Annotated in this window: 12 protein-coding genes; 6 read left to right on the top strand and 6 right to left on the bottom strand. The window is 54.3% G+C overall.

The genetic code is table 11. The features are described from left to right. Positions 1-15: 15 nt before the first annotated feature. The 3 genes from KO503_RS04945 to KO503_RS04935 all read right to left on the bottom strand — a co-directional run bounded on the left by KO503_RS04945 (position 16) and on the right by KO503_RS04935 (position 3,393). Entirely contained in the window at positions 16-1,887 is a 1,872-nt protein-coding gene (locus KO503_RS04945; protein WP_215990452.1) for a M3 family oligoendopeptidase, read from the bottom strand. A 156-nt stretch (positions 1,888-2,043) separates the two neighbouring features. After that, the gene (locus KO503_RS04940) at positions 2,044-3,000 is read right to left on the bottom strand and encodes an alpha/beta hydrolase (RefSeq protein ID WP_252730942.1); all 957 of its coding nucleotides are present in this window, start codon (positions 2,998-3,000) and stop codon (positions 2,044-2,046) included. Between the two features lie 102 nt (positions 3,001-3,102). After that, positions 3,103-3,393: an SCP2 sterol-binding domain-containing protein gene (locus KO503_RS04935; protein ID WP_215990450.1), complete on the bottom strand. Its 291-nt coding sequence runs from the start codon at positions 3,391-3,393 to the stop codon at positions 3,103-3,105. 78 nt (positions 3,394-3,471) lie between these two features. On the opposite strand from KO503_RS04935, the gene KO503_RS04930 reads away from it, so the two are divergent. The 5 genes from KO503_RS04930 (at position 3,472) to KO503_RS04910 (ending at position 8,576) form a co-directional block, all read left to right on the top strand. Next, positions 3,472-4,038, top strand: coding sequence for a tetratricopeptide repeat protein (locus KO503_RS04930; protein ID WP_252730941.1), 567 nt, complete (start codon positions 3,472-3,474; stop codon positions 4,036-4,038). Positions 4,039-4,081: 43 nt separating this feature from the next. Further along, positions 4,082-6,880: a helicase-related protein gene (locus tag KO503_RS04925; protein ID WP_215990494.1), complete on the top strand. Its 2,799-nt coding sequence runs from the start codon at positions 4,082-4,084 to the stop codon at positions 6,878-6,880. Between the two features lies 1 nt (position 6,881). Continuing rightward, on the top strand, positions 6,882-7,268 hold the full coding sequence (locus KO503_RS04920; RefSeq protein WP_215990449.1) for an RNA-binding S4 domain-containing protein: 387 nt from the start codon (positions 6,882-6,884) through the stop codon (positions 7,266-7,268). A gap of 56 nt (positions 7,269-7,324) precedes the next feature. Beyond that, positions 7,325-7,663, top strand: a complete 339-nt coding sequence (fdxA, locus tag KO503_RS04915; protein WP_215990448.1) for a ferredoxin FdxA — start codon at positions 7,325-7,327, stop codon at positions 7,661-7,663. 394 nt (positions 7,664-8,057) lie between these two features. Beyond that, positions 8,058-8,576 (top strand): CarD family transcriptional regulator, encoded by a 519-nt coding sequence (locus tag KO503_RS04910; RefSeq protein ID WP_215990447.1) that lies wholly within the window; start codon positions 8,058-8,060, stop codon positions 8,574-8,576. Between the two features lie 104 nt (positions 8,577-8,680). Here the strand turns inward: KO503_RS04910 and cobS are convergent, their stop codons facing one another. After that, a complete protein-coding gene (gene cobS, locus KO503_RS04905) occupies positions 8,681-9,433 on the bottom strand; it encodes an adenosylcobinamide-GDP ribazoletransferase (RefSeq protein WP_215990446.1) in 753 nt (250 codons plus the stop codon). A gap of 95 nt (positions 9,434-9,528) precedes the next feature. Here cobS and cobT point away from each other — a divergent pair, with 95 nt between their 5' ends. Then, positions 9,529-10,533: a nicotinate-nucleotide--dimethylbenzimidazole phosphoribosyltransferase gene (cobT, locus tag KO503_RS04900; protein ID WP_215990445.1), complete on the top strand. Its 1,005-nt coding sequence runs from the start codon at positions 9,529-9,531 to the stop codon at positions 10,531-10,533. Positions 10,534-10,581: 48 nt separating this feature from the next. Here the strand turns inward: cobT and KO503_RS04895 are convergent, their stop codons facing one another. Both KO503_RS04895 and KO503_RS04890 read right to left on the bottom strand, forming a co-directional pair. Continuing rightward, positions 10,582-12,468 carry a monovalent cation:proton antiporter-2 (CPA2) family protein gene (locus KO503_RS04895; RefSeq protein WP_215990444.1) on the bottom strand — a complete coding sequence of 629 codons (1,887 nt, stop codon included), beginning with the start codon at positions 12,466-12,468 and terminating at the stop codon, positions 10,582-10,584. Positions 12,469-12,665: 197 nt separating this feature from the next. Next, a partial coding sequence (locus tag KO503_RS04890; RefSeq protein ID WP_215990443.1) for a hypothetical protein occupies positions 12,666-15,358 on the bottom strand: 2,693 nt, incomplete at its 5' end.

Genomic DNA, 15,358 nt, shown 5'->3' with positions numbered 1-15,358 from the left:
AGTTTTCGCGCTGGCTTAGTCCATCGCTTCCAATTCATCGATCATCGCTGAAATCATCGACAGACCTTTGTCCCAGAATTTGGGATCAGAGGCGTCTAGGCCAAAGGGGGCCAAAAGGTCGGTATGATGTTTTGATCCGCCCGCTTTGAGCATATCGAAGTATTTGTCCTCAAACCCGTCTGGGTTTTCCAGATAGGCGGCGTAAAGCGCGTTCACGAGGCCATCACCGAACGCATAGGCGTAAACGTAAAACGGCGAATGGACAAAGTGGGGGATATAGGCCCAGAAGGTCTCGTATCCCTCCATGAATTCAAACGCAGGCCCAAGGCTTTCACCCTGCACAGACATCCACAACGCGTTGATGGCGTCAGATGTGAGTTCGCCGCCTTTGCGTGCTTCATGCAGTTTGCATTCAAAGTCGTAAAACGCGATTTGGCGTACAAGGGTGTTGATCGAATCCTCGACCTTGCCCGCCAGTAAGACCTTGCGCTCGTTTTGATTTTTGGCACCTTTGAGCAGCTGTTGAAAGGTCAACATCTCGCCAAAGACAGACGCGGTTTCGGCCAAGGTCAATGGCGTAGATGACAGCAATTCGCCTTGATCCGCCGCCAACACTTGGTGCACACCGTGGCCAAGCTCATGCGCCAGCGTCATCACATCGCGCTGTTTGCCCAAGTAGTTGAGCATCACATAAGGATGCGCGTCGGTAACGGTCGGGTGGGCGAAAGCGCCTGGGGCTTTGCCCTCTTTCACGCCGGCATCGATCCAGCCTTTGGTAAAGAAAGGCTCGGCGAGTTCGGCCATTTTCGGGTGAAACCCAGCATAGGCCTGCATCACCATATCGCGGGCATCATCCCATTGGATGGCTTTGTCATCTTCCAGCGGCAAGGGCGCGTTGCGGTCCCAGACTTGCAGCTTATCAAGACCGAGCCATTTGCGTTTCAATTCATAGTAGCGGTGCGACAGCTTGGGGTAGGCGGCGACCACGGCATCGCGCAGGGCCTCGACCACCTCGGCTTCGACATCGTTGGACAGGTGACGGCCCGTTTGCGGGGTCGGCATGCCGCGCCATTTGTCTTCAATATCGCCCATTTTCGCCAGCGTGTTGTGCACACGGGTAAATGTCTTAAGGTTTTGCCCCAAGACATTGGCCACTTCACGGGCAGAGGCTTCGCGGGTGTCGCGGTTTTGGTCTGACATCAAGGTGGCTGCGGCCTCAAGACCAAGCTCTTGACCATTCACGGTGAATTTCAGATCGGCAACCGTTTCATCAAACAGTTTGTTCCACGCAGTGGCACCGACAATGGACATGTCGTGTTCATAGCGTTCAAGTTCGTCAGACAGCTGATAGGGCCGCATTTTGCGCATGCGCTCAAAAATAGGACGGTAGCGCGCTAGATCAGCGTGCTGCAACATCGCCTCGACGGTTTCATCTGGGATGCGATTTACTTCGAGTGAGAAAAACACCAAGGGCGCTGTGAAATTGGTGATCTTGTCTTGGATATCGGAAAAGAATTTCGCGCGCTCTCCGTCAACAGTGTTTTGGTAATACAAAAGCCCCGCATAAGACCCAAGACGCCCCGCCACTTGGCTGATGCGCTCATTACGCAAAATGCAGTCATACATGCCAGCGCCATCAAGATCGGCCAGCTTTCCCTCATAATCTTTAGCGAAAGACACGCAGGCCTCTTCCAGCCAATCCAGATCGCGTTTCACTTCCGGCGCATCTACGGCAGGGTAGAGATCGCTGAGGTCCCAATCGGGCAGATCGCCGAAATCGCCTGTGGCCGCCCCAGTGTTCGCGTCAAACACGCGGCTGTCATAGGCGCGTGTGTCAAAAGCTTGGGGGGCAAGGGCGCCAAGGGCGGACGTATAGCTGAAACGCATGAAAATTCTCCTGTTCCTATGCCCAACACTTAGGGATGCAGCGCCCCGATTTGCAACCCATTGGGGGCAAGAGATTGAAGACCATCACAAATTGTTGTCAGGCCTGCCTACTAGATGCGCCGCATAGGGCATGCCTATTGTCTCAGGGGCGGGGGATTACAGATTGGCGTCAAACAGCGCGCAAGACCGATCAAAGAATGTTTTGCGGGTTTCAGGCACTTCCATAGGGATCTCGTGCTGGCCTTTTGGCACTTCAACCAGTTCGCCGCGCGGCCAGCGTGCCATGCGGGACCGCACCGCATCTGTGTTGACGATGGATTCGTCTAGACCCAGAAAGCATAGAGCAGGCACATCGGGGGATGTAATTGTGTCGATATGCGTGTTCTCAGCAATGGATTCGCATACCCAGCGTGTTGATGGACCGCCAAGCCCCAAATCAGGTTCCGCGGCGACTTGTGCGCGCATGTAGGCATACATATCAGCGTCGCGGGTGAGCACGTTCCCCTCGAATTCATTCGCCATTATATAGGTTTCGCTTTTGGTACCCGGGGCGCGTTTGCAATCCATGTTGAGTAAGGTCAACATGGGAGCCAAGAACCGCAACATTGCTTTTTGCACGGGCGTTAGCCCAATGCCCCACATTGGGGCCGAAAAACTGGCAGCTTCAAAAGGCGCACCCTCAAGCAGCGCACGCAGACCAATGGCCCCGCCCATGGAATGTCCGATCATGAACCAAGGTTTGGGCAAATCAAGATCGCGCGCCATGTTGAGTACGGCGGCCATATCCAATTGGTAATCATCAAAATGGTTCACATGGCCGATACTGCGATCGGGCAACATGCGATCCGCTATGCCTTGCCCGCGCCAATCAATTGCCAAAGAGGCATAGCCTCTTGCGGCCAAATCCGTCGCCGCGCGCCCATATTTTTCAACACACTCGGTCCGCCCTGGCAAGATGAACACAGTGCCTTTGGTCTTATCTGCATCTGAGGTATCGTCTGTATGTGGCCAAACGCCCGCACGAATGCGTAGCCCATCACTGGTGGTCAACCAATAAGCGTGACCGCCTTTGGGGCCATCACAAACCTGTTCGAAAAAGGGGGCTGGTTGCATGAGGGGCCTCGCGAAGATGCTAGAAAAATATGAAAGCGGAGACATTCCGCAAAGCAAAAGACCCTGCCACTGTGACGCGGCAAGGTTTAAAAACTCTATAATTTACGCCAAAGCAGACCCAAGCTGCATGGCCATACCCATGTCGCCATCAACGGTCAGCTTGCCTTGCATGAAAGCGGCGGTGGGGTTCACCTCGCCTTCGATCATGCCTTGGAAGGTCTCGACATCTGCTGTTAGCGTGACGTCGGCGTCGTCATCAGAGGCGCGTGCGCCATCCGAATCGACAATAATAGAGCCTTCGTCCGCGATGACGAATTTCGCGGTGCCCGCAGCAAAGCCGCCATCGATCTTTTCATTCAAGGCTGCGACGGCTGCTGTTAGGATATCGCTCATAAGTTTTCCTTTGGTTCGGTTGTTTTTAGCTTCTTTTACATATGGGGCATTGCCCACAAGAGCCAAGAAGCTACACTCATGAGTATTATGGACCGAATGCAACTGTTTCTCAAATGTATCGTTACGTCTTTGTGTCTGTGTTGGACCCAAAGTGCGCTTGCCGTGGATGCGGGTAAATTGAATAGGCTGTTTGACCAGCTGGCCATGGCGGACGCCGCGCAGGCTGGCGCGATTGAACATGATCTTTATGCCGAATTGGCGCGCTCTGGCTCTGATGCGATGGATTATTTGCTCGAACGGGGTATGGAGGCAATGGAAGTGGGCGATTCGCTAGTGGCGATGGATCATTTCTCTGCCCTGATCGATCATGCGCCTGACTTTGCCGAAGGGTATAATGCGCGCGCAACCGCCTATTATCACGCGGGGCTTTACGGAGCAGCCATGGCCGATATTGGCACCACATTGACATTGGAACCACGTCATTTTGGGGCGATGTCTGGCATGGCGCAGATTTTGAACGAGTTGGAACAGACCGATAACGCGTTGAAGGTTCTATATGTCATACGGGATATTCATCCGCATATGGGGGGGCTTGATCAGCGAATCGAGATTCTTGAACTGGCACTTAGCGGCGCCGCGCTTTAAATGACATCCAAAGACTGAAAAGGCAGATGCCATGAGCAGCGCAATGGGGCACTCCGCCCGTATCACCGCCATGTTGGGGGCAACCAACACGGGCAAGACACATTACGCGATTGAGCGGATGTTGAGTTATCGCTCTGGCGTGATCGGCTTGCCGCTGCGACTTTTGGCGCGCGAGGTCTATGATCGCATTGTGGCCATTCGTGGGCCGTCTGTGGTGGCGCTTGTGACTGGCGAGGAACGTATCGTGCCACCGCGCACCCAATATTGGGTCTGCACAGTTGAGGCTATGCCCACAGACATCGGCCCTGATTTTCTAGCGATTGATGAGGTGCAGCTTTGTGCCGATCCCGATCGTGGACATGTGTTCACTGATCGTTTGCTGCATGCGCGCGGCACCCATGAGACGCTATTTTTGGGCTCTGAGACGATGAAATCCGTCATCGCGGACCTTGTGCCCAAAGCGCAATTCATGAAACGCGAACGCTTTTCCAAACTGACCTACGCAGGTTCGAAAAAGCTAAGTCGGATGCCCGAGAGGGCGGCTATTGTTGGGTTTTCTGTTGAAAATGTTTATGCCATTGCCGAATTGCTGCGCCGTCAAAAAGGCGGTGCGGCTGTGGTCATGGGGGCGTTAAGCCCGCGCACGCGCAATGCGCAAGTCGAGATGTACCAAAACGGTGAGGTCAATTATCTCGTGGCAACAGATGCCATCGGCATGGGGCTAAATCTCGATGTGACCCATGTGGCGTTTTCGGCCACGACAAAATTTGACGGGCGGCGGATGCGGCCTTTGCAACCCAATGAAATGGCGCAGATCGCGGGCCGCGCTGGGCGCTATCAAACGGATGGCACATTTGGGGTGACAGGCGAGGCTTCGCCCTTGGACGAGGCGGTGATCGAGGCGATTGAAAGCCACAGGTTCGAACCGGTTAAGAAACTTGTCTGGCGCAATCCTCGGCTTGAATTTGGCACAGTGGACACATTAATCGGCTCGCTTGAGCAGCCGCCGAACGATCCAAGCCTGATCAAAGCTCGCGAAGCAGATGACTTCGCGTCACTCAAAACGCTGGGATCTTTGCAGACGGTGCGGCCGCGTATTCGGGGCAGTAAAGACGTAAAACTTTTGTGGGATGTATGTCGCATTCCTGATTTTCGCGGCATTTCTCACGGCGAACACACCAGCCTTTTGGAGCGAATCTTTGATTTTCTTCATGGGGTTGGGCGGATTCCCGACGATTGGTTGGCCGCACAGATCAAACGCATTGACCGGATTGAGGGCAATATCGATACATTGTCTAAAAGACTCGCCTATGTGCGCACTTGGACGTATGTTGCGCAGCGCACGGGTTGGGTCGACGATGAAAAGCATTGGCGTGCCGAGACCCGCGCAGTAGAAGACCGATTGTCAGATGCGCTACACAATGCGCTGACGCAAAGATTTGTTGACCGGCGGACGAGTGTACTCCTCCGGCGGTTGAAGCAGAAGGAGGGCCTAGTGGCCGACGTGAACGATAAAGGTGAAGTGATGGTTGAGGGTGAACTCATCGGCCGTCTAGAGGGATTCCGTTTCAGTCAAGATACGACTGCGACACCGGACGAAGCAAAGACATTGGCTCAAGCGGCTGTGGCTGTGCTGGCGCCTGAATTCCATTTGCGTGCTGACCGGTTCTACAATGCACCGGACACTGAAATGGATTTCACCGAACAGGGTGGCCTCATGTGGGGTGAGCACGCTGTGGGGAAACTCGTGGCTGGCGATAGCGCCTTGCGCCCACGTGTGGTTGCTTTCGTTGACGAGGTTGCCGGCCAAGACGTGATCGACAAGGTCACGCGTCGTCTGCAGCATTTCATCGATCGCAAAGTTGCGACACTGTTTGAACCATTGCTGGCGATGTCCAAAGACGAAGCGTTGACAGGTTTGGCCCGTGGGTTTGCTTTCCGTTTGGAAGAAAACCTCGGCGTGATCGAACGCGGCGCTGTAGCTGCTGAGGTGAAAGAACTGGATCAGGACGCTCGTGGCGCTTTGCGCAAACACGGTATTCGGTTTGGTCAGTTCACCATCTTTATGCCTGCGATTTTGAAACCAGCGCCAACGCGTTTGCGTCTTTTGTTGTGGTCTTTGTCCGCGAAACACGATGTGGCTCCTGATAGCCCCCCTCCTGGTTTGGTGACAATCCCAGCAGCGGCACATGCACCTGAGGGCTATTACGCGATGTCTGGCTATCGTTTGGCTGGCGCGCGTGCGATTCGCATCGACATGTTGGAACGCTTGGCAGATTTGCTGCGCACCAAAGACAGCCGTGCTGGATTTGAAGCCAACCCTGACATGTTGTCGATCACTGGTATGACGCTTGAGCAGTTCTCTGATCTGATGACGGGTCTTGGATACGCGGCTGAAAAAGGCGAGCGGGTCAAAGTTAAAGCGGCTCCTGAAAAGCCTGCGACAGAGGCTCCGACCGAAGAGGCCGCAACCACCGAAGATGCTTCGACGGAAGCGGCATCTGCAGAATCTGTTGCGGCAGACGCACCTACAATTGAAGCCGAAGCAGAAGCCGTGCCAACCGCTGATGCGGCACCTGTGGACATGGAAGTGTTCTACACCTTCAAGTGGGGTGGCAATCGCGGTGCAAACCGTGGAGCGCGCCGTCAAGACGGTGAAGCTAAAGGCAAAACTCGCCCACAAGGCAAAAGCAAACCCCGCCGTGACGGTGGCAAACGTGATGGCGGCAAAGGCGGCAATAAACCACAGTCATTCTCTGCGCGTCCTACACGTAAAGAAAAAGCCATCGACCCAGACAACCCCTTCGCAGCTGCGTTGATGGGACTGAAAGACTCTAAATAAGTTGGAAAAGCGGGACACGATACGCCTCGATAAGTGGCTATGGTATGCCCGCTTTTTCAAAACCCGCTCGCTTGCGACCAAAGTCGTTAGCGGCGGGAACGTGCGATTGAATTCGAACAAAGTGGCAAAACCGTCGGTGGCGGTCGGGGCAGGGGACGTGTTGGTCTTTACCCAAGCCAAAGAGGTCAAAACCGTGCGCGTGATTGCTTGCGGTACGCGGCGTGGCCCCGCGCCTGAAGCGCAAATGCTCTATGAAGATCTGACACCTGTTCCAGAGGCAAAGGAATTCGTTCCACAATCGCCTAAATTTGAGGGAAAAGGTCGTCCGACTAAGAAAGATCGTCGCACTGGTCTTCTTTCCCCTAAAGATATGTTTCGAGATGCTTGAATGATTTGGCAATGAGCGTTAGCTAAGGCCGACCTTGAATTTCTGGATGAGCCGCAATGACCTATGTCGTGATCGATAACTGCATTTCTTGTAAGTACACTGACTGTGTAGAAGTTTGTCCTGTGGACTGTTTCTATGAGGGCGAAAACATGTTGGTCATTCACCCCGATGAATGCATCGACTGTGGTGTTTGCGAACCTGAATGCCCCGCTGACGCGATCCGCCCCGACACCGAGCCAGCAATGGAAAAATGGGTTGAATTCAACCGCAAGTATTCCGAAGCTTGGCCCGTGATCTTGTCCAAAAAAGATCCGATGCCCGGCTATGAAGAAAAAGACGGCCAAGAGAACAAGCTTGAAACCGATTTCTCGGAAGCGCCCGGCGAAGGCGGCTGATACGCCATTTTCGGGTGACGTGTTTTGGTCGATTTTCTTGCCAAATATGCGAATCATATTCCATCAAGGGCCTTCGCAATGTGTCTCATGCGAGGGCTTTGGTTCTGAGAAACCTTCACAATTCGCTGTATTTTTTCGCTTTATCGTCTTGAAAATAGGCTTAAACTTGCTGCCATGCTGTTGCCCACCTTTTAAATGGTGCGTTTTTTTGGTATGGTATCCCAACAACATCAGGACATATCGATCTCAAACCCCACCAGCATCGTTTGACTGGGGCTTGAGTTTTTCGCGTCAAAATTGGCCAAAAGGTCGAACCGTCTTACCCGCATTTGCGGCAAAACAGCGCGAAGTCGAAGGTCTTTAAATACCTGTTCTTTGAGGAACCAGATTGACTATGAGTAAGACCAATAGACCAGATTACAGCCCCAATGATTTCGTTGTTTACCCATCGCATGGCGTCGGCAAAGTCGTTTCTATCGAAGAGCAAGAAATCGCTGGGATCTCTCTCGAACTTTTCGTCATCGCGTTTGAAAAAGACAAAATGACATTGCGCGTTCCAACGCATAAAGCCGACGAAGTAGGCATGCGGTCTTTGGCGTCGCCTGATGTCGTGGCACATGCGATGAAAACGCTCAAAGGCAAAGCCAAAGTCAAACGGGCTATGTGGTCGCGCCGTGCGCAAGAATACGAGCAAAAGATCAACTCAGGTGATCTGATCGCCATCGCAGAAGTTGTGCGCGATTTGCACCGCACTGACGATCAGCGCGAACAGTCTTATTCCGAGCGCCAATTGTATGAGGCCGCTCTAGAACGTTTGACACGCGAAGTGGCGGCTGTGGCTGGTACGGATGAAGTTGAAGCGGGCAAAACAATTACGGATGTTTTGATGTCACGCGCACCTGCGGCTGCTTAACAGTCCGTAGCTTACCCATAGCTTACAATTTAAAACCGCCGCAGAGATGATCTTGCGGCGGTTTTCTTTTGCACGGGCGTAACGATCTGTGCGACCAGTAACGATTAGTAAAGTGTCGTGCCAATGGCCAGAACACAAAGTTCGCACAACACCTGCGTTGCTCCCAATATATCGCCAGTTTGACCGCCTATTTTTGCCTTGGCAATTTTCATCACCCCGAAAATTATCAAACCACAGGCACTGGCGGCAAAGACCATCGGCACAAAACCGATACTCAACCAAGCCAACCCAAGCGCAATCACAGCGCCAAAGGCGGCGGTGGTGCCATTGGGGCGTCCAGTTTGGACTGACAATCCATCATCACGGGCATGGGGCAGTAGGGTCATGACAAAGGGCATCGCCGCCCTAGACAGGACAGCTGCCGCCACCAAAACGCCCATTTGAAAATTATTTATCACCATAGTGATGGCCGAGAACCGCAGCAGCATTACCAAAATCAAGGCCAATACGCCGTAGCTACCGATATGGCTGTCTCGCATAATTTCCAAACGGCGAGCAGGGGCCCAACCGCCCCACAGCCCATCGGCACTGTCGGCGATGCCGTCTTCGTGCATAGCGCCAGTGATAATCACAGCGCTCGCGATGGCCAACCCCGCAGAGACCCCAAGGCTCAAACCAATCCAGTCTGACAGCAAGGCAATCATCACCACAAAGACCCCTAAACAGACCCCCACAATCGGGAAGGCCCAAGTGGCTTCAGCCGTGCGTTCGAAACTGGCTTTGACAGGCAGGCGGGTCAACAGCGCAAAGGCGGTTTTAATGTCGCTGATTTGGAGTCGAAAAGCGGTGGGCGTCATGGGCAAATATGCTCCCTGCGGCAAGTTTGTTCTATAATCGCATCGTCCAAGCAGATAGACAAACCCCAGCTTAAAGACAATGACGGAGCCGCCCCATGCCTTTCACCACACTCGATGCATTTCAGGCGATCTTGGCCGCAGCGCCGCAGGCAGATGCACACAGCAAAGCGGGGGCCGAGGCGCGCAATAGCACGTTGACCAAACCCGCTGGGTCTTTGGGGCGTTTGGAAGACATCGCGATTTGGTATGCCTCTTGGCGCGGGGATGCGCGGCCAACAATTAAAGCGCCTCAGGTGATTGTATTCGCGGGCAACCACGGTGTCACTGCGCAGGGCGTGTCAGCCTTTCCTGCCGAAGTGACCGCGCAGATGGTGATAAATTTCAAACACGGCGGTGCTGCAATCAATCAATTGTCGAACAATGCAGGCGCTGCGATGTCAGTGCATGCGATCGAGTTGGATCGCCCGACCCATGATTTCACAGTTCAGCCTGCGATGTCCGAGGCCGATTGCGTTGCGGCATTGAGGGTCGGTTGGGATGCCGTGTCCGAGACCACTGATCTGTTGGTTGTGGGCGAAATGGGGATTGGTAACACCACCCCTGGCGCAGCAATTTGCAACGCGTTGTTTGGCGGCGAATCGTCCGATTGGACAGGGCGCGGTACGGGCGTGGATGATGCGGGCCTTAAGATTAAACAAGATGTGGTCGCCAAGGGTGTGGCCAAGTTTGGTGATTTGGATGCGCTACAGGTCTTGGCCGCTTTGGGCGGGCGAGAATTGGCTGCGATGGCCGGAGCCATTGCGCGTGCACGGGTTTTACGTATTCCGGTGATCTTGGATGGGTTCATCTGTTGTGCCGCTGCTGCGACCTTGGATCAAGCGCAGGTCGGCGCGCTGGATCACTGCATTGCGGGGCATACATCAGCAGAGGCAGGGCATGAACGCTTGTTGGCTGCCCTTGGTAAAAAGGCTCTGCTTGATTTTGATTTGCGCCTTGGTGAAGGCTCGGGGGCAGCACTGGCATTGCCTTTGGTCAAAGCGGCAGTGGCCTGTCATTCTGGCATGGCAACTTTTGCGGAAGCTGGCGTGTCCGAAGAGTAGCATCTCGGTGCCTGTGTCTGTGTCTATGCGCGCTTTGCATGGGACGGGCTAGGACACTTTGGTATCTGTGTCGTGCCCTTGCTGCAGTTGCGCCACAAGCGCGGCTTCCAAGTCGATATCCAAGGCCTTTGAGCGTTCCACATAAGCGGCATTTTCTGACACAGGTTTCCCCGGTTGCCACAGTTCCGCCAGTTCGCGCAACGCGCGGCGGTCATGTTGGTAATAGGCCTGTTCACTCTGTGCCGCATCATAGTCCGACAGCCCCATTTCTTCTAAAATATAGCGGCCAGCGCGCAGTGAGGAATCAAACATTTCTCGGATAATTTTGTCGGCACCTGCCTTATACAACTCATACACGTGGATACGATCACGGGCACGGGCGATGATCATAATATCGGGATTGGCCTTGCGGGCAAACTCCACCAGCTTGAGCGCTGCATTCTTGTCGTCCAATGCAATCACTAGAATTTTTGCCCCCTCAAGCCCTGCTGCATACAACAAATCTGGACGCGTTGGGTCGCCGAAAAAGCCTTTGATGCCAAATTTCCGCATCACTTGAATGACTTTTAAATCATGATCGATCACCGTGGTTTCAAACCCAGAGGCCCGCACCAGTCGGTTGACCGTTTGGCCAAATCGGCCAATGCCTGCAATGATGATTTTCTGTTTGTCGTTGATTTCATCTTGCTGTTGGTCGTCTTGTGTATTCTCGGACAGACGCGCGCGCAGGTAATCTTGGAACATGAAAAACAGCGGCGTAAATAGCAATGAGAGGGCAATGATCAACAACAACCGTTCGCCCAGCCACAGTTCCAAAACACCTTGTTGCAGTGAGAATGTGGTCAAAACCATACCAAACTCGCCAGCTTGCGCTAAAGATAGCGCCAAGAGCCATTGCCCGCGTGTGCGCAGCGAAAACAGCCGTCCGACCATCAGTAATATCGCGCCTTTGAGCAGCATCAGCCCCAGTGTTAGAGCAATGATTTCAATAGGATCACGAAACAGGATGCTAAAATTAATGCCCGCCCCCACTGCAATGAAAAACAACCCCAGCAACAGACCTTTGAAAGGTTCGATCGAGCTTTCCAATTCGTGACGAAACTCGGTGTTGGCCAAAACCACACCCGCCAAAAACGTGCCAAGCGCAGGCGATAGGCCGACGGAGATCATCAGCAGGGCGATGCCCACCACGATGAATAAGGATACAGCCGTATAAAGTTCACGCAGATTCGCCGCGTGGATAAACCTGAAAAAGGGCCGCGTCAGATAGACGCCTGCGAAAATGATCAAGGCGACGGCGCCCAAAGTGGCCAAGGTCACGCCCCAAGCTGGCAAAGTTTGAACCCAAGTCAAATCCTCATGTGCCACAGTTTGTGCGCCGCGCGAAATAGACCCGTCGGGATTGATCGATAACAGATTGCCGACAGCCAAAAGCGGCAAAATGGCGATCATCGGGATGACCGCAATATCTTGGGTCAGCAGCACTGAAAACGACGCCCGCCCGCCGCCAGTTTGCATCAGTTTCTTTTCCGATAACGTTTGCAACACAACCGCGGTCGATGACAAAGACAGGATCATGCCAACGGCCACAGCCGTTTGCCACGTCAATCCCATAAATATTGCAGCACTTGCCACAGCCCCAAGGGTCAGCGTGATTTGTAATCCGCCAAGCCCAAGCAATTTATGGCGCATATCCCAAAGTGCGCGGGGGTCCAGCTCTAAACCAATGAGAAATAGCATCATCACCACGCCAAATTCGGCGAAATGCATCAGGTCTTCGCTCTCATTGTGCTGGATCAAGCCCAAAATCGGCCCAATCACGATCCCTGCCAGTAAATATCCTAGGACAGATCCCAATCCCAAACGGCGTGCCAAAGGCACTGCAATCACAATGGCGCTGAGATAGATGAAAAATGGTGTCAGGATGCTGACCATCTTAGAAAAGGTCCTTTATGAACTTTATAAATATAGGCTGGATGATTAGGGCCAGATCAGGCGCAGCTTAACGCACCACATATTCCATTTATCCTAATGATTCATGGATATGCAGCAAGGTTGTTCTGCTTATAGGAACAAAGTAAGGACGGCAAACATCACAGACGTTGAGAGACGGTGTCAAGCATCAGCGCAGGTTACGCGCCGACTTTGAGAGTGATCGATCTGTTGCCTTTGACGTAGACCAGTGAGCTGTTCGAAATGGATTGAACACGGCCTCCATCAACACTGTCCCCGATTTTAACTTTGGCCAAACGCCCCGATGGTAAACGGACCAAGGCGCGGCGATCAGAGCTTGACCCGTAGACGCCCATTAAATTGACCTTGCGCAGGTTGATCGCGTTTTTGACCGTAGCAGCACTTGCAACTGTGGTTGCTGTCGGCCCTTGAGGGATTGGGGTCGCGGGAATGGCAGCCGTCACGCGTGTGGCTGAGGTATTGTTCGTGGTGGACGCAGCCGCAGTCGCAGCTGCGGCTTGGGCTGCTGCTTCGGCCGCACGAGCTGCAGCAGCAAGCTTGGCAATATTTTGCGGCCGTGGTTCAGGCATAAGCGATGCCGTGACAACAGGAGCAGACGGCGCAGGAGCAGGGTCCCCTTCGGCTTCGGCGTCTGATTGCGCTGTTTGTTGCGCCGACTGTGGTCGCGCTTTGGGACGAAAAGCCCCAAGTTGAGAGCGGGTCAGCCCGCCCAAATTGGCCTGTTCACTGCGCTCGACCAAGCCTTCGGGGCGCAGGCGCGGTGAAAATCCTGTCAAAGCTGTCCGCGCGGCATTGCCCTCGGTGTTGGCGACCTCAACGGCTGCGGCGTCGCTGTCCCCTGGACGGGCGGCTGGCGCGACGGGTGGCGTGCCAGCAAAAACGGTCACACCCGACGGGGTGATCGCGCCCTCAGGTGTGGCGCGCACCAATCCGCGCGCGTCAAAATCATAGGTGGTGCCTGCTGGGGCGGGGTCCGTGGTTGCACGGGGTTGCGCGTCGATTTGATGGGGCTGCGCATTGGGCAAGGCCACGGCATCTTGCGAAAGAATATTTGGGTCAATCGAGGCGACGTATAGATCCGAAGTGGTGTCCTCAAAGACGCTTGCACCTGTTTCAGGGGGCAAAGGCCAGATGCCAGTGGCAACATATTGCCGTGTGACTTCGGCGAGATCGACAGGTTCATCTGCGGACGGCAATGGCGGCTCAAAGGCCAAATCCACTGTATCATCTTCGGATGTGTCGATTTCTATCGGAGCCTCAGTCTCTAATGTCAGGTCGGTTTCTTCTTGGCTTGGGCTGGCATCGGGAGCGGTCTGAGAGGTGTTTTCGCTCTGCGTCGTTTCGGTGATCGGGGCAGCCGTGTCTGGCGTGCTCCAAGATGCCCACATCGCCACGAGCGCCATAAACAGCAAAAGCCCAAGCGTTAGTGCAATCCCAAGGGAAATGCGTTTTGGTTTTGGCGTGGTTTTGCGTGCACCAAAAACGTTGAATTTGGTCTCATTTGCATCTTTGGGAGCCATAAGACCCGCAGCTTTGTCCGACATCGGCTTGGGGCCTGTGTCGATTTCATCGCTGAGATCCTCAATCGTGGCAGGTGTGCTGTCCAACGCCATTTTGGCCTCGGCCGCAGCCTGTGCTTGCGCTGCTTTTTTCGCGTTACGAGCCTTTATAGTCGCAAGGGCCAGCGCTCCGCCTTGAGCCAGTTTGGCCCGTGCTGCTGTTGTTTTGGGGGCCAATGTTGCAATGGCCGACGTTGTTGCTTCGGTGGATTTGGCCGACAATGCAATTTTAGCACTTGGTTTTGAAGCTTTGCGCGCAGCTGTTTGCACCTTTTGTGTAGCCGATTCTGGCGGCACGGTGTCGACACGGCGCGGCGCAAGTGCGGGCATTGCGGGGGGCTCGGGAAGCGGTGCTGATTTATTCGATTTGACCTCATCGCCTTTTTTCGCCCGCAAAATGCCGCCTGTGCGGGAGTCGCGCGGACGAGGCAGAGATTCATCGACGACCTCGGCCATCGGCGCGGCATCGTCATTTGGGATGCTTTTGTCCGTCACGCGTAGGCTTGGAGAACTGATATCTGGTGATGTGGCAACGGCAGTCAGAACGCGTGAAGGTGTCTCGGATAACCGCGATTGCGCAGAGCTTGGCGCTGTGTCGGGGCGCGCAGCACTGATGGGCGCGCGCATGGATTGAAATGCTGCAGCGGGCTTTGGTTCATCGCCATCGTCATCGGCCTGAGAGGATGCATCTGGTTTTGGTGCGTTGGTATCGTCGCCGCTTGCGGCTGTGCTGGCGTCTGTTTCAATACCTGTTGTATCGGCCGCATCTTTGGGCTTGCCTGCGATAAATGGCTCGGCATCTACGGCATTGGTTGAGGCGTCATCTGCCTTTGTTGTGATGTTCGTCTCAACGGGTGCGTCGCTGTCGTCCGCTAGGGGGCCGCTGTTTTCTGTTAGAGCGCCAGTTGTTAGGGCATCAGTCGTATCAGCATCCGTAGCCTCGATGGGGTCATCGGTGGAGTTTGGCGTTTGATCTGCTGTCTCAACAGGTAAAGCGCCCTGAACAGGCGAGGCTGATACGTCTTGCGCTGAAGTGACATCGTCTGATTTCGCAGCAGCGACGTCTTTGGACGTGGTCTGGTCTGCTTCGGCCTCGACGGACGTTGGATCGACCGTCTCAACTGGTGTGGTTTCTTGAGAGGGAGAGGGAGAGGGGGGAACCTCTGAGGCAAGGTCGTCTTTGACGGCCGCTGCGTCTTTTGGTGTGGAGGCTCCTGAGTCGTTTTTATCCTGTGATGTGTTGACGTCCTCGTTCGATGTCGTAGGTGTCTCAGTCTCAGTCTCAGTCTCAG

This window comes from Pacificibacter marinus, assembly GCF_018860505.1.
In the GTDB taxonomy this organism is placed as follows: Bacteria; Pseudomonadota; Alphaproteobacteria; order Rhodobacterales; family Rhodobacteraceae; genus Celeribacter; species Celeribacter marinus_B.
The sequence above is the reverse complement of the archived record's forward strand: the minus strand, read 5'-3'. Positions and strand labels throughout refer to the sequence as shown.

Coding starts and splice junctions, on each gene's coding strand:
- KO503_RS04945 (WP_215990452.1), bottom strand. CDS start 1,887: ATGCGTTTCAGCTATACGTCCGCCCTTGGCGCCCTTGCCCCCCAAGCT.
- KO503_RS04940 (WP_252730942.1), bottom strand. CDS start 3,000: ATGCAACCAGCCCCCTTTTTCGAACAGGTTTGTGATGGCCCCAAAGGC.
- KO503_RS04935 (WP_215990450.1), bottom strand. CDS start 3,393: ATGAGCGATATCCTAACAGCAGCCGTCGCAGCCTTGAATGAAAAGATC.
- KO503_RS04930 (WP_252730941.1), top strand. CDS start 3,472: ATGAGTATTATGGACCGAATGCAACTGTTTCTCAAATGTATCGTTACG.
- KO503_RS04925 (WP_215990494.1), top strand. CDS start 4,082: ATGGGGCACTCCGCCCGTATCACCGCCATGTTGGGGGCAACCAACACG.
- fdxA (WP_215990448.1), top strand. CDS start 7,325: ATGACCTATGTCGTGATCGATAACTGCATTTCTTGTAAGTACACTGAC.
- KO503_RS04910 (WP_215990447.1), top strand. CDS start 8,058: ATGAGTAAGACCAATAGACCAGATTACAGCCCCAATGATTTCGTTGTT.
- cobS (WP_215990446.1), bottom strand. CDS start 9,433: ATGACGCCCACCGCTTTTCGACTCCAAATCAGCGACATTAAAACCGCC.
- cobT (WP_215990445.1), top strand. CDS start 9,529: ATGCCTTTCACCACACTCGATGCATTTCAGGCGATCTTGGCCGCAGCG.
- KO503_RS04895 (WP_215990444.1), bottom strand. CDS start 12,468: ATGGTCAGCATCCTGACACCATTTTTCATCTATCTCAGCGCCATTGTG.